37 protein-coding genes are annotated in these 24,725 nt (G+C 70.2%); all 37 read right to left on the reverse strand.

Features of this window, described 5'->3' with window-relative positions; translation table 11 throughout:
• Window positions 1-40: 40 nt before the first annotated feature.
• The 37 genes from V2S66_RS31395 to V2S66_RS31575 all read right to left on the reverse strand — a co-directional run bounded on the left by V2S66_RS31395 (window position 41) and on the right by V2S66_RS31575 (window position 24,705).
• Window positions 41-556, reverse strand: coding sequence for a hypothetical protein (locus V2S66_RS31395; RefSeq protein WP_330800157.1), 516 nt, complete (start codon window positions 554-556; stop codon window positions 41-43).
• A 2-nt stretch (window positions 557-558) separates the two neighbouring features.
• Complete coding sequence (locus V2S66_RS31400; protein WP_330800158.1) at window positions 559-4,290, reverse strand: phage tail tape measure protein; 3,732 nt, start codon at window positions 4,288-4,290, stop codon at window positions 559-561.
• Window positions 4,291-4,434: 144 nt separating this feature from the next.
• The gene (locus tag V2S66_RS31405; protein WP_330800159.1) at window positions 4,435-4,842 is read right to left on the reverse strand and encodes a hypothetical protein; all 408 of its coding nucleotides are present in this window, start codon (window positions 4,840-4,842) and stop codon (window positions 4,435-4,437) included.
• Between the two features lie 37 nt (window positions 4,843-4,879).
• Entirely contained in the window at window positions 4,880-5,281 is a 402-nt protein-coding gene (locus tag V2S66_RS31410; protein WP_330800160.1) for a hypothetical protein, read from the reverse strand.
• A 26-nt stretch (window positions 5,282-5,307) separates the two neighbouring features.
• Entirely contained in the window at window positions 5,308-5,742 is a 435-nt protein-coding gene (locus tag V2S66_RS31415; RefSeq protein WP_330800161.1) for a hypothetical protein, read from the reverse strand.
• Complete coding sequence (locus V2S66_RS31420; RefSeq protein ID WP_330800162.1) at window positions 5,742-6,494, reverse strand: hypothetical protein; 753 nt, start codon at window positions 6,492-6,494, stop codon at window positions 5,742-5,744. Before V2S66_RS31420 ends, V2S66_RS31415 begins: the two co-directional genes overlap by 1 nt.
• On the reverse strand, window positions 6,491-6,964 hold the full coding sequence (locus V2S66_RS31425; RefSeq protein WP_330800163.1) for a hypothetical protein: 474 nt from the start codon (window positions 6,962-6,964) through the stop codon (window positions 6,491-6,493). The genes V2S66_RS31420 and V2S66_RS31425 overlap by 4 nt, the downstream gene beginning before the upstream one ends.
• Window positions 6,964-7,362 carry a hypothetical protein gene (locus V2S66_RS31430; protein ID WP_330800164.1) on the reverse strand — a complete coding sequence of 133 codons (399 nt, stop codon included), beginning with the start codon at window positions 7,360-7,362 and terminating at the stop codon, window positions 6,964-6,966. The genes V2S66_RS31425 and V2S66_RS31430 overlap by 1 nt, the downstream gene beginning before the upstream one ends.
• 2 nt (window positions 7,363-7,364) lie before the next feature.
• The gene (locus V2S66_RS31435) at window positions 7,365-8,423 is read right to left on the reverse strand and encodes a hypothetical protein (RefSeq protein ID WP_330800165.1); all 1,059 of its coding nucleotides are present in this window, start codon (window positions 8,421-8,423) and stop codon (window positions 7,365-7,367) included.
• An 8-nt stretch (window positions 8,424-8,431) separates the two neighbouring features.
• Window positions 8,432-8,860 (reverse strand): hypothetical protein, encoded by a 429-nt coding sequence (locus V2S66_RS31440; protein ID WP_330800166.1) that lies wholly within the window; start codon window positions 8,858-8,860, stop codon window positions 8,432-8,434.
• A gap of 1 nt (window position 8,861) precedes the next feature.
• Window positions 8,862-9,329, reverse strand: a complete 468-nt coding sequence (locus V2S66_RS31445) for a hypothetical protein (RefSeq protein WP_330800167.1) — start codon at window positions 9,327-9,329, stop codon at window positions 8,862-8,864.
• 2 nt (window positions 9,330-9,331) lie between these two features.
• Complete coding sequence (locus tag V2S66_RS31450) at window positions 9,332-9,751, reverse strand: hypothetical protein (RefSeq protein ID WP_330800168.1); 420 nt, start codon at window positions 9,749-9,751, stop codon at window positions 9,332-9,334.
• A gap of 81 nt (window positions 9,752-9,832) precedes the next feature.
• Entirely contained in the window at window positions 9,833-11,185 is a 1,353-nt protein-coding gene (locus V2S66_RS31455) for a phage major capsid protein (RefSeq protein ID WP_330800169.1), read from the reverse strand.
• A gap of 10 nt (window positions 11,186-11,195) precedes the next feature.
• Window positions 11,196-12,245 carry a head maturation protease, ClpP-related gene (locus tag V2S66_RS31460; RefSeq protein ID WP_330800170.1) on the reverse strand — a complete coding sequence of 350 codons (1,050 nt, stop codon included), beginning with the start codon at window positions 12,243-12,245 and terminating at the stop codon, window positions 11,196-11,198.
• Entirely contained in the window at window positions 12,245-13,537 is a 1,293-nt protein-coding gene (locus V2S66_RS31465; RefSeq protein WP_330800171.1) for a phage portal protein, read from the reverse strand. Before V2S66_RS31465 ends, V2S66_RS31460 begins: the two co-directional genes overlap by 1 nt.
• A 239-nt stretch (window positions 13,538-13,776) precedes the next feature.
• Window positions 13,777-15,171: a phage terminase large subunit gene (locus tag V2S66_RS31470; protein WP_330800172.1), complete on the reverse strand. Its 1,395-nt coding sequence runs from the start codon at window positions 15,169-15,171 to the stop codon at window positions 13,777-13,779.
• On the reverse strand, window positions 15,168-15,698 hold the full coding sequence (locus V2S66_RS31475) for a hypothetical protein (protein ID WP_330800173.1): 531 nt from the start codon (window positions 15,696-15,698) through the stop codon (window positions 15,168-15,170). The genes V2S66_RS31470 and V2S66_RS31475 overlap by 4 nt, the downstream gene beginning before the upstream one ends.
• The gene (locus V2S66_RS31480; protein WP_330800174.1) at window positions 15,695-15,952 is read right to left on the reverse strand and encodes a hypothetical protein; all 258 of its coding nucleotides are present in this window, start codon (window positions 15,950-15,952) and stop codon (window positions 15,695-15,697) included. The genes V2S66_RS31475 and V2S66_RS31480 overlap by 4 nt, the downstream gene beginning before the upstream one ends.
• Before the next feature lie 53 nt (window positions 15,953-16,005).
• A complete protein-coding gene (locus V2S66_RS31485; RefSeq protein WP_330800175.1) occupies window positions 16,006-16,587 on the reverse strand; it encodes a hypothetical protein in 582 nt (193 codons plus the stop codon).
• A gap of 3 nt (window positions 16,588-16,590) precedes the next feature.
• Window positions 16,591-16,851 (reverse strand): hypothetical protein, encoded by a 261-nt coding sequence (locus tag V2S66_RS31490; protein ID WP_330800176.1) that lies wholly within the window; start codon window positions 16,849-16,851, stop codon window positions 16,591-16,593.
• Window positions 16,848-17,396 (reverse strand): hypothetical protein, encoded by a 549-nt coding sequence (locus V2S66_RS31495; RefSeq protein WP_330800177.1) that lies wholly within the window; start codon window positions 17,394-17,396, stop codon window positions 16,848-16,850. Before V2S66_RS31495 ends, V2S66_RS31490 begins: the two co-directional genes overlap by 4 nt.
• 178 nt (window positions 17,397-17,574) lie before the next feature.
• Window positions 17,575-18,519 (reverse strand): hypothetical protein, encoded by a 945-nt coding sequence (locus tag V2S66_RS31500; RefSeq protein WP_330800178.1) that lies wholly within the window; start codon window positions 18,517-18,519, stop codon window positions 17,575-17,577.
• Entirely contained in the window at window positions 18,516-18,716 is a 201-nt protein-coding gene (locus tag V2S66_RS31505) for a hypothetical protein (RefSeq protein WP_330800179.1), read from the reverse strand. Before V2S66_RS31505 ends, V2S66_RS31500 begins: the two co-directional genes overlap by 4 nt.
• 3 nt (window positions 18,717-18,719) lie before the next feature.
• Complete coding sequence (locus tag V2S66_RS31510; RefSeq protein WP_330800180.1) at window positions 18,720-19,073, reverse strand: hypothetical protein; 354 nt, start codon at window positions 19,071-19,073, stop codon at window positions 18,720-18,722.
• Window positions 19,070-19,228 (reverse strand): hypothetical protein, encoded by a 159-nt coding sequence (locus V2S66_RS31515; RefSeq protein WP_330800181.1) that lies wholly within the window; start codon window positions 19,226-19,228, stop codon window positions 19,070-19,072. The genes V2S66_RS31510 and V2S66_RS31515 overlap by 4 nt, the downstream gene beginning before the upstream one ends.
• Window positions 19,225-19,347, reverse strand: coding sequence for a hypothetical protein (locus V2S66_RS31520; RefSeq protein ID WP_330800182.1), 123 nt, complete (start codon window positions 19,345-19,347; stop codon window positions 19,225-19,227). Before V2S66_RS31520 ends, V2S66_RS31515 begins: the two co-directional genes overlap by 4 nt.
• Entirely contained in the window at window positions 19,347-19,646 is a 300-nt protein-coding gene (locus V2S66_RS31525) for a hypothetical protein (protein WP_330800183.1), read from the reverse strand. The genes V2S66_RS31520 and V2S66_RS31525 overlap by 1 nt, the downstream gene beginning before the upstream one ends.
• Before the next feature lie 2 nt (window positions 19,647-19,648).
• Window positions 19,649-20,065 (reverse strand): hypothetical protein, encoded by a 417-nt coding sequence (locus V2S66_RS31530; RefSeq protein WP_330800184.1) that lies wholly within the window; start codon window positions 20,063-20,065, stop codon window positions 19,649-19,651.
• Window positions 20,062-20,361 (reverse strand): hypothetical protein, encoded by a 300-nt coding sequence (locus tag V2S66_RS31535; protein WP_330800185.1) that lies wholly within the window; start codon window positions 20,359-20,361, stop codon window positions 20,062-20,064. The genes V2S66_RS31530 and V2S66_RS31535 overlap by 4 nt, the downstream gene beginning before the upstream one ends.
• Window positions 20,361-20,477 carry a zinc finger protein gene (locus V2S66_RS31540; RefSeq protein ID WP_330800186.1) on the reverse strand — a complete coding sequence of 39 codons (117 nt, stop codon included), beginning with the start codon at window positions 20,475-20,477 and terminating at the stop codon, window positions 20,361-20,363. Before V2S66_RS31540 ends, V2S66_RS31535 begins: the two co-directional genes overlap by 1 nt.
• Window positions 20,474-20,731, reverse strand: coding sequence for a DUF6354 family protein (locus tag V2S66_RS31545; protein ID WP_330800187.1), 258 nt, complete (start codon window positions 20,729-20,731; stop codon window positions 20,474-20,476). The genes V2S66_RS31540 and V2S66_RS31545 overlap by 4 nt, the downstream gene beginning before the upstream one ends.
• Before the next feature lie 69 nt (window positions 20,732-20,800).
• A complete protein-coding gene (locus tag V2S66_RS31550; RefSeq protein WP_330800188.1) occupies window positions 20,801-21,076 on the reverse strand; it encodes a hypothetical protein in 276 nt (91 codons plus the stop codon).
• A gap of 84 nt (window positions 21,077-21,160) precedes the next feature.
• Window positions 21,161-21,736 carry a WhiB family transcriptional regulator gene (locus V2S66_RS31555; RefSeq protein WP_330800189.1) on the reverse strand — a complete coding sequence of 192 codons (576 nt, stop codon included), beginning with the start codon at window positions 21,734-21,736 and terminating at the stop codon, window positions 21,161-21,163.
• Window positions 21,737-21,776: 40 nt separating this feature from the next.
• Window positions 21,777-22,232 (reverse strand): hypothetical protein, encoded by a 456-nt coding sequence (locus tag V2S66_RS31560; protein ID WP_330800190.1) that lies wholly within the window; start codon window positions 22,230-22,232, stop codon window positions 21,777-21,779.
• A 12-nt stretch (window positions 22,233-22,244) separates the two neighbouring features.
• Window positions 22,245-24,017 (reverse strand): AAA family ATPase, encoded by a 1,773-nt coding sequence (locus V2S66_RS31565; RefSeq protein WP_330800191.1) that lies wholly within the window; start codon window positions 24,015-24,017, stop codon window positions 22,245-22,247.
• An 11-nt stretch (window positions 24,018-24,028) separates the two neighbouring features.
• A complete protein-coding gene (locus V2S66_RS31570) occupies window positions 24,029-24,361 on the reverse strand; it encodes a hypothetical protein (RefSeq protein ID WP_330800192.1) in 333 nt (110 codons plus the stop codon).
• Complete coding sequence (locus V2S66_RS31575; RefSeq protein ID WP_330800193.1) at window positions 24,361-24,705, reverse strand: hypothetical protein; 345 nt, start codon at window positions 24,703-24,705, stop codon at window positions 24,361-24,363. The genes V2S66_RS31570 and V2S66_RS31575 overlap by 1 nt, the downstream gene beginning before the upstream one ends.
• Between the last annotated feature and the right edge of the window lie 20 nt (window positions 24,706-24,725).

Genomic DNA, 24,725 nt, shown 5'->3' on the forward strand with positions numbered 1-24,725 from the left:
AGCCCGCTACGAGCGGCGCGAGAGCGGAGTGCGGCATGGGTCACTCGTCCCAGACGACCCAGCACAGGAGGTTCACTGCCGCGGCGAACGTCGCTCGCACCCTCAAGAACTTGCTGGTGCCGACGAACGGGCGCTCGTCCGGCATGAACTGGTACGAGTACGGCTCGATGCCGCTCCCACCCGCCGTGAGGCCCGGGATGAGCTGCACGTCGAAGGCGCGCGTGCCCGTGATGGTGCCCTCCGCGGTACCGGTGTAGCCGGTGAACGCGGTGCCGAGCGTGACCAGCGACGCCGGGGCGTTCGGGTCGAGCGGCTGCACCCCCGACGCGACATGCGCGGTAACAGTGGCCGCCACATCGGTCTGGATCAGCTCCACCGTGCCCGTCGACGTCGTGGCCGGCGCCGCGTCGATCGAAAAGCCCCAGGAGATGACCTGCAATTGCCGGGTCGCGGGCGTCGCGATCTGCAACATCGTCTTGATGCTGGTGCCGGTCGTGACCTTAGCGGTCGCCGCGGTCGTCGCCATCGGCGCGTTGATCGCCTGATACCTGTGCATCCCTACCCCTTGCCTCTCACACCCAGGACGAGCTGGACATTGCCGCCCTGCTGGCGGATCTCCTTGCGGAGCGGATCGATCAGCGCGGTGCCGACGGTGGTGCCGCCGATGACGACGGTCAGCGCGATCGGCTGGACGGGAGCGGCGCCGCCGAGCATCCGCGCGGTGTCCGGCGCGGAGTGCACCCGGGTCCCGACGGGCAGGTCTGCGATCTCCGGCCCGTACTCCCCGACGAGGGTCCGGCCCCACCGAGCACCGCCGGCCGCCGCAGCACCGACGACACCTCCCGCGCCCTTGCGACCAAGCGCCCGCTTCAGCTCCGCGGCCATCGCCGCCGCCGCGTGCGCCATGATCGAGTCGAGCTTCGACTGCTGCTTCTTCAGCCCGTCGACGATGCCCTGCGCCGTCTTGATCCCCGCGCCGTACACCGAGGCCGCCGCGGTCGATCCGGCCGACCCGCCCGCGGCGATGAGCTGCTTCTCCAGGTCGTTGATCCGCTTCAGGTACGCCGGGGACGCCCCAGCGAGTGCGTCCGCGGTACCGAGGCCCCCGTCGACACCGGCCTGCGCCAGCTCGCTGAGGGACTGGGAGTTGAGGCCGGACGCCTTGAGCTTCGCCAGGTCCGCGGCGAAGCGCTTCGCGGAGTCGACGGAGCCCTGCAGCTGCTCCACCACGCCGAGCGCGTTGCCGGCGCCGCCCTTGGCGATGGAGCCGCCCGACACGATCCCGGACGACACGCTGTCCTTCAGCTGGGACGCGGCGTCCTTCAGCGCGCTGAGCTTGTCCGAGGCGGCGCTGAGCTTGCTGTTGACCGCGAGCAGGGACTTCTCGTTCTTCAGGGCGGCCGCACCGAACCGGTCGAAGTCCCGGATCAGCTTGGACTCCTGCGCCCCGTGCGTCGCCGCGCGGATCTTCGACGCCCAGTCGTTCAGGGACTGCGCGAGATCCCCGAGCCCGGACGGCGCGCCCATCGTGTTCTGGAACGACGAGGTCTTGTACCCGGCCAGCCGGCCGAAGTAGCTGATGTTCAGCGAGCCCATCGCCTCACCGGCCGCCGAGTGCTCCGCGGTCGCCCGGTCGATCGCCGCCTGCTGCGCCTTCGAGACCGTGCCGCCCTTGGCGAACGCTGCGACGCCATGCCGGCCGCTGTTCAGTGCCTGCAGGAGCCCGCGGTGCGCCTGCGCCGCCTTGGCGTTGACGACGAACTCGCCGTTCGACGCCATGATCGGCACTTCATCGCTCGTGCCAGTCCCCGGGCCCGAGACGAACCCGCCGGCCGCCTTGTACTGGCCGCCCTCGTGCGCCACCGACCCCTTGTCCGAGTGGGTGGTGACGATGTTGATGCCGACCGTCTTGCCGACCACTCCGGCAAGCTCACGCTTCGCAGCGGCGATCTTCCGCTCCAGGTCCGCGATGTCCCCGAGAAGCTTCGCCTTCTTCGACGGCGGCACGCTCTTGAGCTGCGCCTTCGCCGACTTGAGCTTCGTCTCCAAGTCGTCGATGTTTCCCTGGACCTTGACCTCTTGCGGCACGTGCAGGAGCGAATCTGCGAGCTTCTTCGCTGCAGTCGCGCCCAGCCCGAACCCCTCCGCCGCCTTGACCAGACTGTCGTAGCCCGTGGTGTACGCGGCATCGATCTTGTCCATGCCCGCGTTCTGCGCGGTCAGCTTCTGGGTGTAGTCGTCCGTCGAAGCGGCAATCGCGCTCAGCGCATCGCGGTTCTTACGGCCAGCGTCAGTGTGAACGTTCAGGGTCTTGCCGTTGTCCTTCAGTGCCTGAGTCGCGGCGCTGATGGAGTCGTAGAACTTGGTCTCAGAGTTGTAGGAGTCCTGGTTGATCTGGTCCAGCGCCTGGAGGCTCTGCGCGAGGCCGTCGGCGACGTCCTTCTGCGCCTGCAGCTGCTGCTGCACCTGCTCCGCCTGCTTCCCGAAGCGGCCCTGCGCGTCCGCCGTAAGGTCCGACTGCAGCTTCGTGGCATCCAGTGCGGCGTTGTAGTTGTCGAGCTTGTCGATCGGCACCTTCGCGCCTGCGGCATAAAGCTTCGTCAGAGCGGCCCGCGCCTCCTCCGCGTGGCCGCCGGTGACGAGCTGCGCGAGGCCCTTGTCGATCGAGTCCAGATCCTGCTTGGCCTTCTTGGGGCCGTTGGACCCCTTCATGCCGAGCGTGAAGACGGCGTTCATCACGTCGTTGAAGTGGTCGAGGCCGTCCTTCTTGCCGTTGAGCTTGTCGATGTCGTCGGCCAGCCCGCTGAGGTTGGTGCCGAACGCCTTCGTCAGTTCCCCGCCGGACTTCCCCGACGTGGCGAGGTTGCCGAGCGCGGTCGCCATCCGGTCGACGTCAGGAGCTTTCTTCCCCGAGGAGCTGAGCTTGTCGAGGGCCATGACGACAGCGCCGATCGCGACGACCGCCACACCGACCTTCGCTTTCGTCGACAGCGCAGCGAAGCCTGCCGAGAGCCCCTTCAGGCCCCCGCCGGCGGTAAGAAAAGCGGAGTTGGCCATGACCAACTCGCCGCGCAGGGCGGTGAGCCCCTTGCTGATGCCGGCCCACGCCATCTTCGTGGCGGCGACGGCCTTCATCGTCACGGACACAGCGACCAGCGCGGCGAGAAGCCCAGCGGTGGCGATCGTCGCGTCGATCGTTGCGCGCTTGTGCTCTGCGAGCAGATGGATGAAGCCCTGTAGCGGCGGAATGATTTTCTCACCGACGCCGATCATCAGCGCGTCGAAGCTCGCCTGCAATGACTTCATCTGAAAGGCGAAAGTCTTCTGCGTATCCGCAAATGACTTACCGAACCCCTTCGCGCCCTTTTCCAAAGCCGGATACTTCGACTCTAGGCGGTCCATTTGCCCGACGAGGATATTCAGGCCCGCACCCGCCTTGCGGCCGAACGCATCGGTGATGATTTGGCCCTGCTGCTTGCTGGAGATCCCGGCTGCGTTGAGGTGCGCGACCAGATCCTCCAACGCGACCTTCAGGCCACCCTTCTGCATGTCCTTCGCGAGGGTGTCCGTCTCCAGGCCGATGCTCTTCAGGGCGTCCGCGCCGCCCTGCACGGGCTTGGCCATCGCCATCACGGACATACGCAGCTGGGTGGCGGCGTTGGAGCCTCTGATGTTGTTGTCGCCGAACACGGCGAGAGCGGCGCCGACGTCGGTGATGGAAAGACCGAATCCCTTGACCGTGGCGACCATGCCGCTGCCGAAGGCTTTCGCAAGGTCGCTCATCTTCATGTCGCCGACGCCGACGATCGCGTTGAGCGTGCCCATGGCCTCGCCCATGTTCTGCACGCCGGGGATCCCGGAGGCGACAGCCGCTGTTAGGGCGTTGGTGACGTCGACCAGGTCGGCGTGGCCGACGGTCGCGCCCTCGGCGGAGATCTTGACGAGGTCGAGGGCTTTCTTCGAGCTGATGCCCATCGACTCGAAGTTCGACTCGACGTGGAACAGTGACTCGGCGAGGCTGTCGGGGTCCTGGCCGACCTTCCCCGCGAGGTCGAGGACGCCCTTCTTCAGGCCGTCGATCTTGTCCGCGGACACCCCAGCCTGCGTCTGCAACAGGCTCATCTCGGAGTCGAACTTCGACGCCATCTTCACGGCCTCGACACCGACGAGAGCGAACCCGGCCGCCGCCAACGCCGCCGTCTTGTTCAGGGTCTTCATCTTCGCCGAGGTCTTGTCGACCTCCGCATTCACCGCAGCCATTGTCGGCCCCGTGAGGTTCTTGGCCGTCACCAAGATTTCCACAAGATTAGACATCCGGATTCACCCCCAATCGCAGAATTTCCAGGTACCGCAGGTATTCAGCCGGTGCCGCGTCGACCTCCCACGGCGGGCAATGCCACCGGCGACACAGTGCGTCCAGTTCCTCGGCGTCTTCTAGCTCGCGAGGCTTTCCGATGGGATGTCCGTCAGGACCGATTCCACCGGGGAGATCTCGCCAGAGGGCGAGTCGCTCTCCAAAGGGCCTGACACTCCAGCGATCGCCTGCTGCCACTTCACGGAGATGTCGATGATGAGCCCCGGCTCCTCATCCATCAGGGACTCCACCGTCATCGGCAGCGGGCGCCCGTCCTCGTCCTCGCGGTTCCACGAGACCATCTGCCCGGCGAGCAGTTCGCAGGTGCGGGCGACGACGTCCATCTCCGTCTCGTCCGCGCGCGCTCTCAAGTTCAGCTCGCGACGCTGCTTGATGGTCAGCGACTTGAGGGTGATCTCGAAGCCCGGGGCGTCGGTGGTGTCGTCGAAGACGAGCTTGTACAGGGTCGGGCTGCGCCTGGATCCCATGGTGGTGCTCCTCGGTGGTGGGGACAGGGGAAGCGGGCTACGCCCAGGTCGGGACGGTGCCGTCGGCCAGCGAGAACGGCACGCTGGCCGTCAGCTCGCCGGTGTTGGTGCGCTGCAGCGGGTAGTCCGTGCCGATCATTTCCATCGCCAGCGACTTGCCGCCGACCCCCAGGGACACGGTGCGGATCACCGACGTTGAGGGGATCGTGGCGAGCACGGTGTGCGCGCCGGTCGGGTTGAACACGAAGTCCCCGGTCAGCGATCCGTCGGCGAGCAGCAGCAGCCGCTCGTTCGCGCTCTTGTCGATGCCGGTGACGTCCTGCACGGCGCGGGGCGTCGCGAAGCTGAGGTTGGTGCAGTCGTTCCTGACGTCGACTGGCGTGCCGCCGGCGTTGTCGATGCTGAAGGTGGTCCATCCGAGACCGCTGCTCTTGGCCATGGCCTACGCCCCTTTCGTGGTGGTGTTCAGCCGCGCTGCTGGGCGTCGGCGAGGGTCTGCTGGTGCTCGGCGAAGTCCTCGACCCACAGGTCGGGGCGCTGGTGCAGCCGGGCCTTCGTGCCGCGCGGGTTGCCCCGGAGGTCACCGTCGCGGACGACGTACAGCGGGGGCCGGGCGAGCGGTGCGCGGTGCTCGCTTGCGCGGAAGCAGGGCTGTCCGGCGGCGAAGCCGAGCCAGGTCTCGCCGTCGGCGATGCGGTGCTCCTGGTAGTGGCGGCCCGAGTTCTTCGCAGCGTGCAGCTGCTCCGGCGTGAGGTTCTCGACGCGGACGCGCCAGCCGTTGAGGAAGTGGTCGCAGTTGACCTCTTCGCAGGTGGCCTTCCGCCAGTGCGTGTCCAGCGGCTGCGCGAGCACGTAAGACTTGTAGGACTCCGGGCCCATGGCCGGTTCGATGACGGGCATCAGAAGGTCACCCCTGCGATCTCGTTTTTGCACAGCACCACGGCGAAGCTCGCCGAGGTGAAGCCGCCGGTCGTCACCGTCGTGGCCCGGACGTAGCGGCGGACGGTCGCGGTGTTGGCGATCGCGATCCGCTGTGTGGCGGGCGCCGCGGTCACCTGCGTGAAGGCCAGGCTCGCCACGTCCGTGAAGGAACTGTTGTCGGCGGAGTCCTGGATCTTCACGGTGACGTCCGTGCCGGTGAACGCCCCGAGGTGGAGATACGCCTGAGCGCCGAAGGACAGCGAGCCGCCGGTGTCGACCGCTGTGCCGAGCGTGGCCGCGGTGTCGGTTCGCACGCCGGGGGTGAGGAGCTTGCCCCACTCCAGGCCGTAGCTGCTGGCCTGCCCGGTCACGGCGAACATCAGGCTGCCGTCGTTGCCGCGGGTGCCGTCGTAGGTGATCTGCTTGCCGTTCAGGCAGGCAGCCGGCGAGCCCAGCACGGTGCCGCGCCCGTACGTCACTAGGACGTCGCCGCGGGGCAGCGCCGAGAGCAGCGTGTGTGCCGCGTTCGCCGGGAGCCCTGGGTTGAAGAAGCTCGTCCACTCGAACCGCCCGTCGCGGAGACCGCCCTGTCGGGCCATCGCCGCCTGGGTGATGTCCGTGAACTCCAACAGGGCAGGGCCGCCGCCGACGTTGCCGAGGGCCTGCACGTCGCCGGACATGTCGTAGCCGCCGTAGTAGAGCGCGTCTCCGAGACCGCCTTGCTTGCTCACTGTTCCTCCTGGTCCCAGAGATCGTTGACGATGAGCGGCAGCACGATGTCCATCACCCGGTACTCGGTGCCGGACTGGATCATGTAGCCCGCCCGGGCGGACAGCGGGTCACCGTAGGCGCCGAGCAGGTCGACCTCGCGGACTGTGCCGTCGAGGTTGAAATCCCCGCTGTATGAGCGGAGCAGCGCATCCAGGGCCTGCACGAGACGCGGATCGATCGCGTCGCCAGGCTCAGTCCACAGCCCGGCGTACAGCCGCACGGTGAGCGCGAGCCGGATGGAGGTGGACGCCAAGCCCGAGCCGCCACGGGCCGGCCCGATGTCCTGCACCCACACCGCGGCCGTCAGGCCGCTGGTGTCGGGCGGGCTCTTCGGCTCCTCGCCGTTGACGTCAGTGAACCAGCCGGAGGTGAGGGCGTGGTCCTGGACACGGGCGAGGATCGTGGTGATGTCGAGCGCGGTGTCGGCCATCAGATCAGCCCCATCGCCTTGTACCTGCCGAAGAGTGCGGCGGCGATGCCGGGCGCCTTGCGGTCGACGAGCGCCTTCGTGCGGCGGAACGTCGAGTACCCGGCGAACCGGGTGACGGGCGCGTTGCGGCTACCGGTGCCTTCCAGCCACGGCCCGTACACCACGCCCTGGTCCGTCACGGCGTACCCGCTGCCGGCACGCTCGACGGTGATCTTCGACTGGTAGTAGCCCGTCGGGTTCTGCAACACCTGCGGCAGACGCTGGAGGATCTGGTCCTCGGCGTACGTGGCGACCTTGTACCCGACCTGATCGGCGTAGGTGCCCAGCGCGGCCGCGGTCTTCCCCGAGAACATGGGGCCGCGGCGGATCATCCGCGCGTCGAACTCGATACCTGGCATCGCTACACCGCCCGCATCCGGGCCTGCCGGCCCACAGCGGCAACCGCCCGGGCCCGCAGGTTGTCCAGATCGACGACGACCGCTGCCACGCTGCGCGTACCGGTGCCAGCCTGAGAGCGCACCGTGCGGGCGTACGACGACTGCTCCTGCATGAGCGTGTTCATCGCCTCGGCAACCGTCAGGGTCTGCACAATTCCCGGTGCTGCCCACCGGGTGAGAGCCGTACCGCTGGGCGCCGTTGCCGCGGTCGTGCCAGCCGCGCCCCGGGTGACGGTCAGCAGGCGCGGCGCCCAGATCGAGTCGCCGCTGTGGGAGTCGAGCAGCGTTCCGTCGTAGGCGCGCTCGACGGTGAGCATCGATCCGGCGATGTCCCGCACACGGACGCGCTCCGCGCCGAGGGTGAGGACCTCGCTGCGGTGGTAGGAGGTGCCGTCAGCCACCTGGAAGAGGACGTCGTCCTTCTTCGCAGCGACCGGCGTCTGCAAGGTCTGCCCGGTGTCTGCCAGGGCCTTGTCGGTGACGGTCATCCGCTCCGCTCCGGCGGTGAGCAGGTCACCGACGCCTACGGCACTGGAGTCCGACACGGTCACGGTCGTTGCGGTGGTGCTGGAGACCGCCGCGGCAAGCTGCCCGGCCGGGGTCTGCTCGTCGCTGTACCCCCACCAGCCGGTGATCTCGATGGCGTGCTGCCACGTTGATCCGCCGGACCACGTCGAGGGCCGGTCGAGGCGTGTCTCGATGTACCGGTACGGCGGCCCGTCATTGGCGGGCTCCAGGTTGTAGTCCGTGGACGGCACGACGGTGCCGGCGGACAGGATCTGGGTGGGTGCGATGAGGTCGTACTCGTCGAGCCAGAGCCGCCAGGAGCGGGGGGTCTGCTCGGATGGCCAGTCGAAGTAGCGGGTGGCCATGAGCGGCTGGAAGGTGCGGTTGCACAGGCTGTCGACGTCGGTCGAGCCCTGCTCGATCGCGCGGTCGATCTGCGCGTCATCGCGCGCGCTGGACGCCGACCCGAGGGCCGTGCGTACGGCCTCTCGGGTGGCGTACAGGGCCTGTGCCATGGCTGCTCTCAGTCCTCGTCAGAGTCGGTCTCGGACGTATGTGCCGTCTGGTCGGTATCCGTCGAATGGGCAGTAGAGCCCGCCGTCCGCGCCTGTTTTCCACGGCTCGCCGTCGTTCGGGCACGCTTCGAGCTGCCGGAACTGGTCGTCTCGGGCTCGCTGGATCGCTTCGTCTCGGATGGAGATGAGCTGCTCGAAGGGGATGACTCCTCGCCTCCCTCCTCGTCCTGGTCGGCGTTCTGCGCCGGCCACTGGTCTTCGGCGTCGTGGTCGGACCAGCCGCCGGTCACTCCGGCGATGCTGGGGCCGCCAGCGACGGTGATCTTCGGCATGTTCTGTTCCTCCTCCTCGATGCGGTCGGTGCTGCCGCACTGCGGGCACTGCGGGGCGCCGACCGAGTAGGTGGCGGTGCAGTCGCGGCAGATCCACGCGGCCATGTCAGGCCGCCGTCACGGACGCGCCGTCGTCGAGCGGCACATAGGTGAGGCTCCACTTGACGCTGCCGGTGTCGGACGCGGAGGTGACCAGGTCGATCGTGCCGACGGGCACGATGTACGGGTTGTGCGACGGGAGCTGGCCGCCGCCACCCGCGTTGTTGACGACCAGCGCACCGGCGGATGCGTTCGGCAGCGTGAACTGGGCGCCTACCTCCTTGGAGGTGACGGCGGTCGCCGACGTCAGGTCGACGTCCGTGCCGCTGGCCGGGTTCGAGGTGACCTTCAGGGTCGTGGCGGTGCCGCCCATGACGGTGGTGACCTCGCCGACCAGGCCGGTCACGAGGATGCGGCCGCCGGTGACGGTGAAGATCGCGGCCTGCGCGGTCTGCGGAAGCGACGCGGTGGCCCTGTCGACCTTCGTGCCCAGCAGGATCTGCCGGATCTGGGGGCCCTGGATGAGGACGCTCATGGTCAGGCCCCCCGGATGGCGAGGTTGTCGACCTTGCGCTGCGCCACGAGGTCGTGGAACACCGCGGTGACCAGACCGGAGCCGCCGGCGCTCACCTTGACGTAGGACTTGCCGTCGGGGAGGGAGTCCCCGGAGACGTAGAACGCGACGGTGCCCGAGGAGATCGTGACGGCGTTGGACGCGGCCTGCGTGCCGGACACCCACGCCGCGGTGCCGTTCGTCGAGGTGTTCGTGGCCTTGTTGACGATGGTGTTGCCCGGCGTCGCGTAGGAGCCGCCGAAGCTGTCGGAGCACGTCAGGGTGAACGTGTCGTTGCCGGTGCAGATGAACGTCACACCGAGGCAGTCACGCAGCGAGAACGCTGCTCCTGCCGCGATCGGGGCGATGTCGAAGGACCGCCCGAGTCCTGCCATTGCTGCCATGAGGTGCCTTCCTTGCGGGGGTTGAGTGCCGTGTCGGATACGGCCCGGGCGGGGGCGTCACTGCCCGCCCGGGCTGGCCGGTCAGCGCGTCGCGATCTTCACGAACGGCGACAGGGTGTTGGAGCCCTTGCGAGGGGTGATCGCGGACTTGATCCACGGGGTGCCGTCGACGCGCTCGATGACGCGCACCGCGGTCTTGTCGTTGCCGAACTTGTACTCGGTCGACGTCTGGGCCTGCATGGCCTGCCGGTCGCCGATCAGGTAGTAGCCGAAGTCGACGAAGTTGATGTCGCCCGCGGTGCCGAGCGAGGAGACCTTCTCGGTGAACTCGACCGGGCGGCCGAGGATCGTCATGGGCGGCGTCGAGGAGCCGTCGGCGGCCGGAGTGCCCATCCACACGGCGGAGCCGCCGGTGCCCACCGACAGGGCCATGGTGGCCAGCTCGGGGAAGGTGTCGATGTGGCAGACCCACCGCGCCCGGTTGATCGAGGACGGCAGCATGCGGGAGTACGCCTTGACGATGTTCTCCCACATGATCGAGCCGGCGGCCTGCCCGGACTCCTTGGCGACGAGGACCGCGGCCGGCGCGTTGAGGTAGCCGAGCGGCTGCCCGGTGCCGTTGCCGTCGGTGAACGCGCAGTCCTCGAACCAGGCCAGGGCCTCGGGGTACGACTCGTTCATGAACTGCTGGAGGCTGATGATCGAGTCGGTGAACAGCTCGTTGGGGATCTCGCTGTACAGCGTGAGCTTCTTCGCGGCGAGTTCGATCCGGCCGAACGTCGGGCTGGAGTCGGTGAGGCTGCCGCCTTCCTCGGTCCAGTAGCCGACGACACCGCCGTACACCGAGGAGGCGTTGCTGGTGGAGTCGAGCATCGGGTACGGGACCGTCAGCGACTCCATCGGCACGACGCGCGCGTTCTTGCGGACGAGGGACTGCTCCAGGGCGACGCGGAGCAGCTCGGAGCGGAGCAGCTCGGGGATCAGGAACCCGCCGTCGGACGGCACGGTGCTGCCGAAGCTGTTCTGGATCTTCGCGATCTCGGACTGAGCGAGGAGCGCCTCCTGCCCGCGGGCGCCCGCCCACGTCGCGGCGAAGTACTCGCTCCAGGTCCCGAACTTCTCGTCCAGGCCGACGCCGGCCGCCTTGTTGTTGTAGTGCTTGGACCGGGCGACGGGGTTCGCGCGCGGGTCCAGGTTCAGGCGGTTCAGGGACGCGAGGAGCTTGTCGTTGCGGAGGATGTCCGCGAACTGCTTCTGCGTCTCGTCGCGGATCTGGTCGGCGATGCCGGGATCCGTCTTCGCCTGCTCCTTGGCGTAGGCGACGATGTACTCGGTCAGGGTCTCGGGGGTCTTCGCGATCTCCTTGAGCGTGGCGGTGTCGCCAACGGCCTCAGCGAGTTCGTCCTGGTTCCGCGGGACGGCGAGAGTGGGCATTGCTCCTCCTTCAGGCGTCCGTCGCGGACGACGCTGGGGTCTGGGTGAGGTGTGCGAGCGCCGCGGCCCAGGGGTCGGGCTCGGGCGTGGTGAGGCGGGCGATGACGGCGTTCCAACCGTCGTCGCCTGCGGGTGCCGCCGGCTCGGCGGCGGGGACGATGGGGGCCGCCGGCTCGGCTGCGACGGGGGGCGCGGCCGGGCCGGCAGCGGTCTCGTCCGGCCCCGTCCCCAAGGGCTCGGTCGAGACGTCTTCGGGCGCCGCCTGGACTGCGGCGCGAAGGCGTGCGACGGCGTCTTCGTCGAGGATCTCGGCGATGCTGATGACGAGCGTCGGCGCCGGCTTTTCCTCGGCGGTGGCCTTGACGGGGGGCGGGCCGGGCTTGGGCTTCTCCGGCTGCTTCGGGCCCTGGTAGCCGTAGGCGGTCAGGTCCCAGTTGGCGCGCATCGCCGGGTCGTCGTCCGCGGGCGTGGCTGCGACGGCTTCGTCGGCGAGCCCGGCCGCGACGGCCTCGTCGGGCAGGTACCAGGTCTCGGCGCGCATCGTGCCGCGCCACGACTCGGTGGTGCCGCCGGCCTTCGCGGCGTAGGCCCCGGCGATGTTGTCGGAGATCTTGTCGAGGACGACGCCCATCTGCTGCATGTCGCTCGCGTCGCCCATGCACAGCCCGGACGCGTCGTGGATCATCAGCATGCTGTTCGGCATCATCACCAGCTGGTCGCCGGCCAGGGCGATGACCGAGGCGATCGATGCGGCGAGCCCGTCGACCTGCACGGTCACGTTCGCCGGGTGCGAGCGCAGCGCGTTGGCGATGGCGAGGCCCTCGAAGACCGAGCCGCCGGGCGAGTTGACGCGGACCCGCAGCCGCGGCGCGGTGATCGTCGCCAGCACGGCGATGACGTCGGCAGCAGCCACGCCCCACCAGGAGTCGATCTCGTCGTAGATCAACAGCTCCGCCTCGTCGGCGGCCGCATTGCGGATCTCGAACCCGGGCCGGTCCTCGCGCGCCCGGGCGCGGGCACGCTGCGCACCGGGTGCCTTGGGCACGTCGATCCAGGGCATCACGCCTCCTTGCCCGCGTCGGCCAGCAGGCGCGCCACGATGTCGTTGAAGGTGGGATCCGCTGCGGGATCCTGCGGCGCCGGAACGGCAGGCGCCTGGTAGCGCATCGGCGGGAGGCCAACGGTCTGGAGGACGTCCTCGGCGTTCCAGCCGGCCTCGCGCATCACCGCGGCGGCCGCGGAGCGGGCGGTCAGCAGCGCCGCTTCGGCCTCAACGTCGTCCGGAACCGGATTGTCGTAGTCCCATTCGAGGTTCCGGGAGCCCGGGAACATCGGCAGGATCCGGTGATTCCACACGCCCTTGGTCCGCTGCAGGCGGGGCCGGGTCAACCACCGGGTGAGCAGGACTTCCGCGGCCTTCGCGTTGGCGAGGTTCACGTCGTCGACGGCGCCCAGCATCGGCTTCGGGAAGCCGAACGCCTCACGGATCGTCTCGCGGGACTGCTCAGCCAGTTCAACGAACTGCATGTCGCGGTTGGTGTACTTGCGGTCGACCCACTCGATGCCGTTCTCGATCAGCGCGACACGGTGCGCGGCCTGGACGCCCTTGTGCTGTTCGGCCCACCGGTTGCGGGCCTCACGGAACTCGGCGTCAGACAGGCGCTTGGTGACCTGGAGGATCCCGCCGGGCTCCGCGCTGTTGGCGAAGAACTGGCGGTTCCACTCGCGGGAGAACCTGCTGGAGTCGAGGTCGGTGAGGATCGTCTGCACCGGCCCGAGCCCGCGGTACGGGTCGAGGGGGTTGGGGCGCCGCTCGAAGATGACCTCGTCCAGGCCGAGCGGCACAACCTCGCCGGAGGGGCCGACGTACTCGTAGCCGACGCAGAATCTCTCCGGGTCGGCGACCGGCCGCATCCGATCCGGGCGAACCGGCCACATCTCCAGCGGCATCGACGACAGCGGGTGCTTTACCAGCAGCGTCCACTTTTCGCCGGTCAGCTCTTCGTGCTGCTGCGACGCCTCACGGAACGCCTCGCCGAGCATGAAGTCGTTGGGGGTGTGCATGAGGTCGATGGAGGCGTGGGAGGTGACCTCTTTGCGGTCTTCCTTCCGGCCGGAGGCGGCCTTGCGGTACAGGTGCCATTCGACCTGGCTGTAGCTGGTGATGATGCGGTCGGTGATGGCGAACAGCGTGCCGTTGGCGCCTTGGGCGCGCATCTGGGCTTCCATGCCGGCGGGCTGGCCGAAGAGGCCGGCGCCGATGCCGCCGTACCGCTGGCCTGAGGAGCTGTAGGGGACGGGGGCGAGGTTGCGGAGGGAGTGGCCGACGAGGCTGAGGAATCCCTGTCGCATCGCCGGCCCCCCTTTCCCCCGCTATCCACCGCTCTTGGACCACCACTGCTGGAAGGCCACTGCGAGCGCACCACCGGTGATCAGACCCGCACCCGATCCGCCGATCATCCCGACTCCGATCGAGATTAGTGTAAATCCTCCTGTCAAGATGCCACCAGACAGGAAATTCTTCAGTACGGCGGGCGTGGGGCGGCGCATTTTCAACTCCGTGTAGTCGGGGGTGGGCAGGTGGGTGACGCTCAGAACCAGCGGATCCGCGGACGGCCACCGAGGTCGACCTCCGCGACCATGTAGCGCAGCGCATCCATCCCGTGGTCGTTGACCTTCAGCGGCGCCTCGGAGGGCGTCTTCTCGCCGGCCTGCTGGGCGGCCGTGCCGCGGTCCCAGACGTAGCCGCTCATCTCCTCCTCCGTCGAGCACGGCTTCTTCGCCGCGTCCAACTCGGGATCACGCTCGACGAGGGCGCCGCGCAGGATGAACAGCCGCGGCCTGCCGTCGCCTGCCAGCTTCATCCGTTCCTGTACGGCCTGGATGCCGTCCGACACGCCCTTCTTCGCGGGGCTCGTCGACAGGTCAAGGTGCCGCTCCAGCGTCGCCCGGTCCTCCGCGTCGTGATCGCAGATGATCGCCCGCGGCTGGGGTTCCTTCCACGCCAGCTCACAGTCATCGCAGGTGTGGCAGTTGTGGCCGGCCCGCCGGGAGTGGCAGCACTTCGAGCACCACCGGACCTGCCGTAGCGCGGCCCTTGCGTGGTCCTCTACCAGGGTCCGTGAGCGGTAGATCTCCCTGTACAGCCACAGGCGCCCATCGGGGTCCTCCGCCCACCACTGGATGACGGTCGGGTTGACGTACCCGAGGTCGATCGACCACCAGCGCGTCCAGCTGTCTGGGATCTGGAACGGGTCCACGAGGTGCACGGTCGGGTCCCACGCCTCGTAGATCAGCCCCTCGGCGGCAACCCATTTGCCCCAGCGCATCCGCTGGTAGCGGGCGCCGGTCAGGGAGTCGAGGCGCGCCAGGTAGTCGTGGCCGTACTCGGTCCAGCCGCCGCCGCTGTAGAGCCGCGGGTTGTCCTCGTGCGTGCTGTAGAGCAGCGTGCAGCGTCCAGCGTTGGCGCGCTGCTTGAGGTGGTGGCTGGGCGCTCCGGGGTTCGTGGCCATGATGAGCTGCTGGTAAGACAGGCGGCCGTTGCGGAGGCGCGTGACGATCGTGTCGAGGTCCTCGGCGGTCGTCTCGATCGCCTCGTCGACGAAGCACAGGTCGTACTCGGTGGACAGCAGACGGGTGGCGCGGTCGAGGCCGCCGACGACGATCACGCTGCCGTTGGAGTAGCGGAACGCGGCGGGTTCCTGCGCGGAGCCGCCGTAGAACGACACGATGCCCGCGGCGATGGCTTCGCTGGCGACCTTCTGCCGGAATGTGACGAGGGTGGACGCGGCGAGGGAGGCGTGGGTCTTGCGGACGATCAGGGCGCGGACCTTGGGGGTGTGCATGCACGCCATGTGGATCTTCATGAGGGCGCCGACGCTCTTCCCGGTGCCGGCCGCGCCGGACAGCAGCACCTCGTTGTCCTTGCAGCGGAACAGGTCGGCGGCCGCGCCCCGGGGTTCGTAGCGGACGACGGTGGCGGTCATGCCAGGTCCTCGGGTGGTACGCCGACGATCTCGTACTTCAGCTCGCCGCCGATCTGGACCTTCGTGGCCGCGTCGATGCCGTCGAGCTTGCGGGCGGACTCGGAGATCTTCACGATGCGATCCAGGGCGGCCAGGACTGGGGCGTGGTCGCGGAGGGGCACGTCCTTGCCATCGTCGTCCTTGATCGTGATGACCCTGCCGTGGGAGACGGTGATGTGGGTGGCCTCAAGGACTTCCATCGCTGCCTCGTGGGCGAGTTCCAGGCGCAGGCGCTGCCTGTTGCGGGCCTGTTCGGTGGCGGAGGACGTCGCCGCGTACATGATGCGGTCGATCGCTTCCTTGACGGAGGACTTGCCGATGCCGAGTGCTTCGCCGATGGCGACGAGCGTCCATCCCTCGCCCCAGCGGTCGGCCGCCCAGGCGTCGCGCTTGGCTTGTTCGACGGTTCGGCGGAAGCGGTTGTGGCCGTCGCGCACGATTGGTGCGGGCGGTGGCGGGGGTGGTGTTTCGGGCTGTTCGTCCGTCATGGCGTTGCCCCGCTCTTCAGGTCGGGCCTGCTGTAGGGCGTGTGCTCGCCGACGAGGGTCAGCAGATCGGGGAGTTGGTCGCGGGGCAGAAGTCCGGTGGTGTAGCCGCAGGAGCAGCAGGCCGTGCCGTAGCCGGTGAGGCGTCGTTCGGTTGAGCGGATGCCGCGGGCGTTCGGTGGCCCGGGCCGTGCTTCGAGTTGGAGCAAGATGTGGGGATTGTGGTCGGGCTTCCAGGGTTCTTCGGTGTCGGGCATGGCGTGCTCCTTCCTGCTGGTTGATCGTCGCACGGGCTGATACCTATCGGGTATCAGTCGAGGTGGTCGCTGCCTTCGGACGTCTTCGTCGGCGCGGTGGCCGGGTGCCCGGCGAGGTGCTCGCGCGCCTGCCGCTCCGCGGACGCGCGGGTGGACCAGTCGAGGGACAGGAACCCGTCGCAGCCGCCGTCGCCCCAGCAGCGGAACAGCCAGGCGTGGCCGCCTTGGTCGCGGCGGTAGCGGTGGACGACGAGGAACTCCGTGACGTCGAGGTCCGCGGTCGGCACTTCGGTCGGCTCGGCAGGCGGGGCCCAGCCGAGGGCGATCAGGGCGTCGCGGGTGCCGTCGGGGACGAGGACGCGCGCCTCGACGTCCTGGATCTCCGTGACGTCGTACAGGCGCAAGTCGAGGGTGGCGGTGGTGGGCTTGTTCACCTCGATGGCGAAGGTGAGGCCGGTGAGTGCGCCGCTGATGTCGTGGCCGTCGAGGGTGACGGTGCTGCCCTGGCCGTAGCCGGTGGCGTGGACGGCCAGGCGGTGGCGGCGCGGTTGGGCGCTGCTCGCTCCGGCTGGCTCGTTGGGCGGGGTGCCGGGGGTGGCGTTGCTGGTGGGCTGGTAGCCGTAGGTGCGGGTCATGGGTCAGCCCTCCGTGGTGGTATGCGGGAAGGTGATCACGCGGTCGCCCGGCATGGGCTCGACGCGACGCAGAGCCGCTGCGACCCGCGCGTTCTGCGCCTCGCCGACGCGGGCGAGCTGGTCGTACATGGCGGCGATCGCGGCGAAGCCGTTGGGCGCCCGGTAGCGGTCGGTGCGGTGGCCGCAGGGGCATTTCGCGTCGCCGCAGTGCTGGTCGCGGGGCGCGCGGGCGTCGGCGGCGGTACGGCACTTCAGGCAGATCATCGGGGTTCCGTTCGTTCGGTCTGGTGGGTGAGGGCCTGTTCGGCGAGGCGGCGCAGCGGTGCCGGGTCGCCTGCGGGTGGCGAAGCGTTCGGGCCCCGGAGCGGGGCGGGCACGCGGTCCGTGTTGGCCGCGGTGTCGGCCATGGCCTGCAGGTAGAGACCGTCGAGGAACCGCGTCCAGGCGGCGACGTCGCTGTCCACTTCCTCGCACGTGTAGCTCGGGTGGTCGACGTGGCGGCCGGAGTCGCAGGGGCGCGGGGTAGGGCCGTAGACCTTGACGGTGAGGGGCACGGTCGCCCAGTCGATCGGGGCGGGGGTGCTCTCCTCGTCGACTGGCCACCAGCGAGCCCCGGTCGCGGTCTGGTGGACGGGCCCGTCGTGGCCGGCGCGGAGCACGCACGGCCCGATCGGCTCGCCTCCGACGCCGGGCATGGACGCGGCGCACCACGTGAGCGGGGGCTGCGGGGTGGCGGCCGCCGGGGGCTGCGGGCGCAGGGCTGCGTGCAGCTGCTCCGCCCAGAACCGGGCGCCGGTCGTTCCGCCCATCGCTGCGGCGACTTCGCGGACCGCGTCGAGTTGCGCGTCGCGCTGCTCCAGGGCGGGTTCGACGACGCGCCATGCGGCTTCGCTGACTGCCGTGGTCTGGCGGTGGGGACGGCGCCGGTGAGGCGGATGGCGGCGGTGATGGCGTGGCGGAGGACGCGGTGCCGGTCGGCGGGGGCGGTCACGACTGCGGCTCCGACGGGACGTCGACGACGGGGTAGACGGCGACGATCTCCGCCCAGTTGAAGCCGGTGGGCCCGGCCATGGCGTCGCGGTGCAGCCCGTCGTGGCCTTCAGCGAGGCGGCAGCGCCCGCGGGGCCCGTCGGGGCCGTGGTACTCGGCGCGGCACCGCGGGGCGAAGGCGCCAGCCCGGACGCACGGCGTCTCGCCGCAGCGGCAGAGGAAGCAGTCACCGCAGAGGCGCGCAGGGGCCACGGTCTGGTGAATGACGTTCGGACTCCCGCAGATGAAGCAGGCGGCGGGCGGCGGCCCGTCGGCGGGGTCGGCGACGGCCGTCCAGCGCGCGAAGTCGGCCGGCGCGACCGGGTGCGGGGCGACGTGCCCGCTCGGGGTGGGCGCGTTGTTCACGGTCACGGTGGTGAAGACCGCGAGGACTTCCCGCAGCGTGGCGGCGATGGCGTCGGCCCGATCACGGTGCTTCCGCACGGCCTTGCACGCTTGGTCGTAGGCCCACGCCGTGGGGTACGGCTGCTGGTCGTGGGCGACGGCGAGGTCTCGTTCCTCGGTGAGCTTATCGAGGTCGGGCTGCATCACGGCGAGCGCGGCTTTCGCCAACGCTTCCGCGTCGATGCCCTCCTGGTACATGCACCAGTGGCCGTCGGCGTCGCGGATGGCCTGGGTGACGCGCCCGTGGCGCTCCCGGGCGGCGGTCCAGTTGCCGTACCGGTCGGCGCGGACGATGCCCCAGCGGCCGCCGTCGGCGACGATCCAGTCGCCGGGCTGTGCGATGGGTCCGTCGGTGTCGCCGATCTGGAGGGTGGTGGTTTCTCCGAGGCCGGAGGGGTGGCGGAAGTGCACGCTGTGGGCCATGAGGGTGCCGACGATGCGGCCGGTGGCTTCCAGGTCGGCGGGGTTCCACTGGAGTGCGGTGGTGGTGTTGGTCATCGGGTTCTCCGTGCTGCTCGTGCTGCGGCGCGCCGTGCGGCCCGGTTGGGGCGTGGCGCGGGTTCGGTCCAGCCGAAGGGGCTCTCGTCGTCGCCGTCGCGGTCGGGCACGACGACCTCGACGTACGCGAGTTCGGTGTCCCAGGTGGTGCCGGGCCGGCCGGGGTGCTCGCCGCGGGGACTGCTGCTGACGGTCATCGGTCAGTCCTCCGTGTCGTCGGTCCAGCGCTTACCGAGGGCGCTGACGTGCTGCTCGTGCGCGCCGTCGACGATGCAGCGGTCGACGGGCCCGCCGTCGAGCGGCATGAGACCGGCCGGGCAGGAGGCCGCTGGGGCGGCGGCGTCGCGCCAGACGATCCGGGTGGCGCCGCCGTGGCCGTGGACGTGCTCGGCGTCGGCGAGCGCGCCCCAGTGGACGATGGAGGGGCGGTCGCCGCGCCACCGGATGGAGACGGTGTTGTCGGGCCAGAGGACACCGTCGGCGACGGTGCCGGTGCCGGAGACGCCGGTGATGTCGTGGTCGCGCTGGAGAGTGAAAAGGCGAGGGTCGGTCACTGTCGCTCCTGGTAGGTGCTGATGTCGCGAAGGGTGTGGACGGGGCGGCGGGGCGGCTCGATCGGGTCGGGTAGTCCAAGAAGGAGCGCGATGTCGTCGGGGTCGAACAAGCCCTCGTCGACGTCCGCGGGCTCGTCGGGCCAGCGGGCGGTCACGGCCGCCCCGTGGAGGTCGCCCGGCCCGGCCCGGCTGGAGTGCTCGGGTGGTGGTGGACCGCGGCGAGACCGGCGAGGACGCCGAGCCACACCGCGAGGAGGGTGCACAGGCCGCGCATCAGCTGACCTCCGCGCAGCGACCGGGCTCCCACGTGGCCTTAGCGGCAGAGCAGGCAGGCGTCGCGGTGTGCCGGTCGTACCAGCTGTAGGCCGCGGCGATCTGGTCCATGTGGGGCTGGCAGGCGAGCCCGACGTCGAAGCCTTCGTCGCGGTCGCCGCCGTAGTCCCACCGGATGTGCCAGGTGGCCGGCTCGCCGCACGGGATGCCGTCCATGGACTGCAGGAGCGACCCGCAGGTGGGCGTCGCGGACGGCGGTTGGACGCCGTGGAGCGGCGGCGTGATCGGGGTCTCGAACATGGTCACGTCTCCGTGTCGCAGCGCTGGGCCACGCGCTGCCGGCGGTGCACCTCGGTGAGGATGTCGTCGTAGGCGCGCGCGTCGATGCCGGCGAGGTCGTCGACGTCCCGGGCGCGAATCAGCCCGCCGTGGGCGATGGTGCTGGCCTGCTGGTTCTCGGGGGCTGTTGTCGTTTTGGGCCCTCGGATGAGGCTGCGGATACCGGCGATGGTGCTCACCGCGCCGGCTGCCGCACCGACGGCGCCCAGCGTCGGCCAGGGCCATGCGTAGGCGCTCACGACCGCGGCGAGGACGGCGGCGGTGAGCACCCAGTGGACGGGGCGGGAGCCCCACGGGTTCGGTTGCCGTTCGGCGAGGTAGCCGGCGGGGACGTGGCCGGGCTCGATGCGGCCGATCTCGGGGCGGCCCGGGGCGGTCACTGCTCGGTCCCGGCGAGGATTGCGTCCGCCAGCGCGACCGCGGCCGGGTCCGGCCCGACCTGCCGCGCGTCATACGCGGCCGAGACCAGCAGCGCGGCCAACTTACCGCCGACGCCCGGGTGCATGAGGGCGGCGTACTCGCCGAGCGGCGCGGCGAGCTGGGCTCGGGCCACACGCGGGTAGTCGGAGACGTAGGCGTGCTGGATCTCAGCGTCAGCGGCCGCGGCGGCCTTGTGAAGGTGGTCGGCGGCGGCCTGTAGGCGCGCGGCCGGGTCCGGAACCGGGTTCGTGGGCATCAGGTCTCCTGTTCGTTGCGCCACTGGTCGCAGATCTGGCAGTGCTCGTCGTCGGGCCCGTTGTCGGTGCCGCACGTCTCGCACGTCCACGGGCCGGCGGGGTCGGTCTCGCTCATCGGGTGGTCTGCCCTTCGGCCGGGGTGCCGTCGGCGTGCTGGACGAGCCGGTAGCCGGTGGAGGTGGGGCGGAACCGGCCCAGGCTGATGCGGGTCTGGCGGCCGACCGAGCCGGTAGACACCGCACGATGGGCGACGACCTCGGCGACGGCGTGTGTGGCGTCCACCGAGACGATGCGGACTTTGCGGCCGCTGCTGCGGGGGTCGTTGTCGGCCCAGATCTGGTCGGGCTCGACGGCGGTTGTGCTGGTCATGGTGATCTCTCTTCGGGGTCGGGTCCGTCGTGTGGGGTTACGGCGGCGCAAGGGCCAGGCGGGGGTCGGTTAGGCGGCGGGGTCGATCGCGTTGGCGAGGTCACGGAGCCGGTCGACACGGGGCTGCCACCACAGGCGGCGCGCGCTCTCGCGGTCCGGGCCGGCCCACTCGGTGTCGATGTACTGCTGAAGGTCGTCGGCTGCCTCGCGGAGGGCGGTGGCACGGACGGCGGCTTCGTATCGGTCGAGGAACGCGGTGATGGCGTCGGGGTGGTTACCCGCACGTCCGAGTTCACGGGACGTGCGGTCACGGTGCTGGGCGACGGCGTCGGCGTTGCTGGTCATAGCGGCGGTTCCTTTCAGGCGGCGGTGTCGGCGGGTCTGTGCGGGCTGCTGGCGGGCGGCCAGCACGCGGTACGGGTCTCCGGGTCAGGCGACGGCCCAGGACGCCTCCAAGGCGGCCCCGCGCCGCTCCCACGCCGCGCGGGCTTCCTCCCGGTGGCGGGCCCGGTTTACGGCCCGCTGACGGATCGCCGCGGCACGGCAGTCGTCGCACGGGGCGTCGCGGAGCACCCGGTGCATGCGGTGCCCGGCGTCCGTGCCGTGCAGCGTCGCCAGCCGCGCCCACCGGTCCGCCTCGATCAGCACGGCGTGCGCGGTCTCGCACATCTCGCATGCCTCCTTCGCCAGACGGTGCGCCCGCAACGCCGCCTCCGTCCCGCACGCCTGACGCGGCCGCCGGCGAACCGAGTCGTCGCCCTCGTCGTCCGGATCGGGTGCGTGCTCCCCGGTGCGCAGGACACGCCGGTCGCCGGAGGACAGGCCGCCCCAGACGCCGCGGGCGTGGTCACCAAGGTCGAGGCCGGCCTGCCGGCAGGCGGCGATGAGGGGGCAGCGGCGGCAGATGAGTTTGGCGTGGTCGCGTTCGGCGGGGTTGGTGGAGAACCAGAGGTCGCCGTGGGTTCGGATTTCGGTGGTGCAGAGTGCGTTGCCGGTGGTGGTCATGTGCATGCCTCCAGTTCGGGTGGGGTCGCGTTCGGCGGGGTCAGGCGGGGTGGATCTCGTCGGCCCACTGGAGGAGCAGGACGGCGGCGGCGTCGCGGTCGCGGGTGTCCCACCAGAAGCCGGGGGCGTCGGGCTGGAGCGCGTCGGTGTGGGGTCCGGGGTGGGCGAGGATGCGGTCGGCGGCCTGGCGGAGAATCGCGGCCTCAGGCCGGCGGCTGGCGAGGGCTTCGGCGGCGCGGTCGGGGTTGTCCCAGCGGAGCGTGAGTTTTCTGGTGCCCAGGTCCACGGTCACGCCGTGCTCTCCGGGGTGCCCGGTGAGGCGGTCGCAGAGGTGGCCTACGTACCCGAGGCCGTCCGGGTCGGGGTATTCGGCAGGGCAGTAGCCGTCGTCGGGTTCACCGGGCAGTACGGCGTGCGCTCCGTCGTGCCCGGCGGCCTTGATGCAGCCGGCTCCGGGGGCGGTGTCTTCGGCGTAGGTGCAGAGGGTGGTGGTCACGGTGGTCTCCGTTCAGGTGGTGGGGCATGGGTGGTGGGTGTCGTATCCGGCGGCGGCTCGGGCGGGGTCGAGGGGGGTCAGGCAGACGACGCAGAGGGGGGTTTCAGAGGCCGTGCGTACCGGGCGTTCCCCCTCCCCCTCTCTTCGAGAGGGAGAGGGGTCAGGTACGGGGGGTGTTCCTGACGTTTCCGGAGGCGTACCGGGAAACGTCTGACCTGCGGTTTCACCGTTCCGGGGGTCCGTACCGGGAAACGTTTCCGGGTAACGTCCTCCGGTACGGTCTCCGGTAACGTCCCCGGAAACGTCGAAAGCGGGCGTATCGGACCGGCTCTTGCGGCGCCGGATAGCCTCCGCGATCTTGTCGGTTCCGCCCGGAACTCCCAGCGTGGCGAGACGCTGCCGTGCAACCCGGTTCCCGATGTCGTTGGGCAGGCCGGCCTTGTCGAGGGTCGCGATGATGTGCTCGACGGTGCCCGGGGTCGCAGCGAGCCCGGTCGGCTGCCCATCGCTGTCCCACCCCGAGGGTTCGGGCGTGGCGATGACGTGGCGGGTCTGGCCCGGCACCCAGCTGTCGCCGTCGCGGCGCGCCTCGCGGCGGATGACGAACTCGTCGGGGCCGATGCCGGTCCGGGTGTGGGTGCGCTTGAGGGAGAGGACGCCGCCGCCCTGCGCGGCCAGGGTCCAGACGTGATCGACGTCCTGGTTCTTCGCGCTGCTGCCGCGGGCTCCGCGCTCCCCGTCCTTCCCGAGGTGGTCCAGGCGGATGGAGGCGACACGGTCCCGCTTGAGGGGCAGCAGCGTGTGCCGGTAGAGGCTGAGCCAGGTGTCGGCGTCGTTCTCCGGCCCGCTGATGAACCGGGACACCGTGTCGAGGACGACGAGTTCGGCGTCGGTGGCCTTGACGAGCGCGAGGAGGTCCGCGCCGCCGCCCGCGGTGTCCAGGGGGCGCACGGGCGGGAAGCTCGCGTAGCGGAGGGTGCCCATGCGGCCGGGGCCGGCGCCGAAGGAGAAGAAGCGCTCCTGCACCTGCTCCTGGCCGTTCTCCGCGTCGAGGTACAGGATGCGCAGGGGCACGCCGGGCTTGTCGTCGAGGAACTCGCGGCCGGTCGCGGCCCGCCACATCCACTCCTGGCAGAACAGGCTCTTGCCGGCCTTGCCGTCGCCGACGATGGTGATCTGCTGGCCGGGGGCCATGAGCCGGCCGGGCAGGAGAACGACGTTCCCGAAGTCGGTTGAGAAGAACGCGTCCCAGTCGAGGATCGACGCAACGAGGTGCGCGGGCCCGTGGCCGGTGTTGGCGCGGAGTGTCTCGCGCTGCTGGAACTCGGAGACGAGCTTGTCGAGTTCCTCCCCGCTGGCCTTGCGGGCGATGGCGGCTTTCAGCTCGGAGGCGTGCTCGTCGTACCGGCGTTCGTGGGCGCGGTCGGCGATGATCTGCGCGAAGTGGCCGACCATGCCGGGGACGATGACGTCGGAGCCGAGTCGGTCGATGAGGACGCCGCCGTCGACGAGGCGCAGCTGCCCGAGTTGGCCGATGCGGGCCCGCACGGCGACGGGGTGGACGCCGGAGCCTTCTTCGATGAGCTGTGTGACGACGTCCCAGATGAGGCGGTGCGCGGACCGGTAGATGTCGGTGCGGTCGATGATCTGGGCGGCTTCGGCGTGGGCCTGCGGGTAGTGCATGATCGCGCCGACGACGAGCTGTTCGGCCTCGATGTCGTGGGGGACGGAGGCGCGGTCGTCATCGTCGCCCGGGGTGCTGGGGTGTCGGATGACGTTGTCCACGCTGGGGCTCCTCAGAACAGGGTGTCGGCGGGCTGTGGTGCGGCCGCCGGGGCGGGCCGGGTGGTGCATTGGTGGTCGGCGTGGTGCGGGTGGGGGCAGTCGGGCGGGTGGCCGCCGGGGTAGACCCACAGGAGGCGGGGTGGCCCGCCCGACCGGGCCGGTGGGGCGCACCACGTGAGGCGGTTGGGGCCGCGGATCTGGGGGTCGGTGCCGGTGGGGATGGGGGTGGCGTCGACGGTAACCGGGATGACCTCGCCGGGCTGGCGGATGAGCCCGGCGCCGCAGGACGGGCACCGGGCCGCGGTGGCGGTGGTGCTGGCGGTGCCCGCCCTGCGCGTGGCCATCAGACGAGGAGCCCGGAGCCGTTGCGGAGGATGCCCCCTGCGCGATACTCCCCGGCGGCCTCGTCGAGGGTGCCGCCGGAGGTGCGCGCGGTGTAGAGGGACTGCTGCGCCTCGCGGAGCCGCTCCTCAGCGACGGCGCCCCCGGCGACCTCGACGCCGACGATGCGGATCTTCACCGACGGGTCTTTGTCCTCCTCCGGGCCGGGCTCGGTGCGCTCGGAGTGGGCGAACTCGACGACGGCCATCCAGTGGCCGGCGCGCTTCTTGAACATCTCGTCGGCGTAGGGTTCGAGGGCTTCGGCGACGTCGGTGAGGACCTTGGAGTCGAACTTGATGTCGGTCACGGTGGTGCCTTTCTGGTGGG

It is taken from the genome of Actinacidiphila polyblastidii (genome assembly GCF_036353415.1).
GTDB classification, from domain to species: Bacteria; Actinomycetota; Actinomycetes; order Streptomycetales; family Streptomycetaceae; genus Actinacidiphila; species Actinacidiphila polyblastidii.

Bases quoted from the DNA above. Each gene is read 5' to 3' on its own strand.
- V2S66_RS31395 (WP_330800157.1), bottom strand. From the start codon at position 556: ATGCACAGGTATCAGGCGATCAACGCGCCGATGGCGACGACCGCGGCG.
- V2S66_RS31405 (WP_330800159.1), bottom strand. From the start codon at position 4,842: ATGGGATCCAGGCGCAGCCCGACCCTGTACAAGCTCGTCTTCGACGAC.
- V2S66_RS31410 (WP_330800160.1), bottom strand. From the start codon at position 5,281: ATGGCCAAGAGCAGCGGTCTCGGATGGACCACCTTCAGCATCGACAAC.
- V2S66_RS31415 (WP_330800161.1), bottom strand. From the start codon at position 5,742: ATGCCCGTCATCGAACCGGCCATGGGCCCGGAGTCCTACAAGTCTTAC.
- V2S66_RS31425 (WP_330800163.1), bottom strand. From the start codon at position 6,964: ATGGCCGACACCGCGCTCGACATCACCACGATCCTCGCCCGTGTCCAG.
- V2S66_RS31430 (WP_330800164.1), bottom strand. From the start codon at position 7,362: ATGCCAGGTATCGAGTTCGACGCGCGGATGATCCGCCGCGGCCCCATG.
- V2S66_RS31435 (WP_330800165.1), bottom strand. From the start codon at position 8,423: ATGGCACAGGCCCTGTACGCCACCCGAGAGGCCGTACGCACGGCCCTC.
- V2S66_RS31440 (WP_330800166.1), bottom strand. From the start codon at position 8,860: ATGGCCGCGTGGATCTGCCGCGACTGCACCGCCACCTACTCGGTCGGC.
- V2S66_RS31445 (WP_330800167.1), bottom strand. From the start codon at position 9,329: ATGAGCGTCCTCATCCAGGGCCCCCAGATCCGGCAGATCCTGCTGGGC.
- V2S66_RS31450 (WP_330800168.1), bottom strand. From the start codon at position 9,751: ATGGCAGCAATGGCAGGACTCGGGCGGTCCTTCGACATCGCCCCGATC.
- V2S66_RS31455 (WP_330800169.1), bottom strand. From the start codon at position 11,185: ATGCCCACTCTCGCCGTCCCGCGGAACCAGGACGAACTCGCTGAGGCC.
- V2S66_RS31460 (WP_330800170.1), bottom strand. From the start codon at position 12,245: ATGCCCTGGATCGACGTGCCCAAGGCACCCGGTGCGCAGCGTGCCCGC.
- V2S66_RS31465 (WP_330800171.1), bottom strand. From the start codon at position 13,537: ATGCGACAGGGATTCCTCAGCCTCGTCGGCCACTCCCTCCGCAACCTC.
- V2S66_RS31470 (WP_330800172.1), bottom strand. From the start codon at position 15,171: ATGACCGCCACCGTCGTCCGCTACGAACCCCGGGGCGCGGCCGCCGAC.
- V2S66_RS31475 (WP_330800173.1), bottom strand. From the start codon at position 15,698: ATGACGGACGAACAGCCCGAAACACCACCCCCGCCACCGCCCGCACCA.
- V2S66_RS31480 (WP_330800174.1), bottom strand. From the start codon at position 15,952: ATGCCCGACACCGAAGAACCCTGGAAGCCCGACCACAATCCCCACATC.
- V2S66_RS31485 (WP_330800175.1), bottom strand. From the start codon at position 16,587: ATGACCCGCACCTACGGCTACCAGCCCACCAGCAACGCCACCCCCGGC.
- V2S66_RS31490 (WP_330800176.1), bottom strand. From the start codon at position 16,851: ATGATCTGCCTGAAGTGCCGTACCGCCGCCGACGCCCGCGCGCCCCGC.
- V2S66_RS31495 (WP_330800177.1), bottom strand. From the start codon at position 17,396: ATGGGCGGAACGACCGGCGCCCGGTTCTGGGCGGAGCAGCTGCACGCA.
- V2S66_RS31500 (WP_330800178.1), bottom strand. From the start codon at position 18,519: ATGACCAACACCACCACCGCACTCCAGTGGAACCCCGCCGACCTGGAA.
- V2S66_RS31505 (WP_330800179.1), bottom strand. From the start codon at position 18,716: ATGACCGTCAGCAGCAGTCCCCGCGGCGAGCACCCCGGCCGGCCCGGC.
- V2S66_RS31520 (WP_330800182.1), bottom strand. From the start codon at position 19,347: ATGCGCGGCCTGTGCACCCTCCTCGCGGTGTGGCTCGGCGTCCTCGCC.
- V2S66_RS31525 (WP_330800183.1), bottom strand. From the start codon at position 19,646: ATGTTCGAGACCCCGATCACGCCGCCGCTCCACGGCGTCCAACCGCCG.
- V2S66_RS31535 (WP_330800185.1), bottom strand. From the start codon at position 20,361: ATGCCCACGAACCCGGTTCCGGACCCGGCCGCGCGCCTACAGGCCGCC.
- V2S66_RS31540 (WP_330800186.1), bottom strand. From the start codon at position 20,477: ATGAGCGAGACCGACCCCGCCGGCCCGTGGACGTGCGAGACGTGCGGC.
- V2S66_RS31545 (WP_330800187.1), bottom strand. From the start codon at position 20,731: ATGACCAGCACAACCGCCGTCGAGCCCGACCAGATCTGGGCCGACAAC.
- V2S66_RS31550 (WP_330800188.1), bottom strand. From the start codon at position 21,076: ATGACCAGCAACGCCGACGCCGTCGCCCAGCACCGTGACCGCACGTCC.
- V2S66_RS31555 (WP_330800189.1), bottom strand. From the start codon at position 21,736: ATGACCACCACCGGCAACGCACTCTGCACCACCGAAATCCGAACCCAC.
- V2S66_RS31570 (WP_330800192.1), bottom strand. From the start codon at position 24,361: ATGGCCACGCGCAGGGCGGGCACCGCCAGCACCACCGCCACCGCGGCC.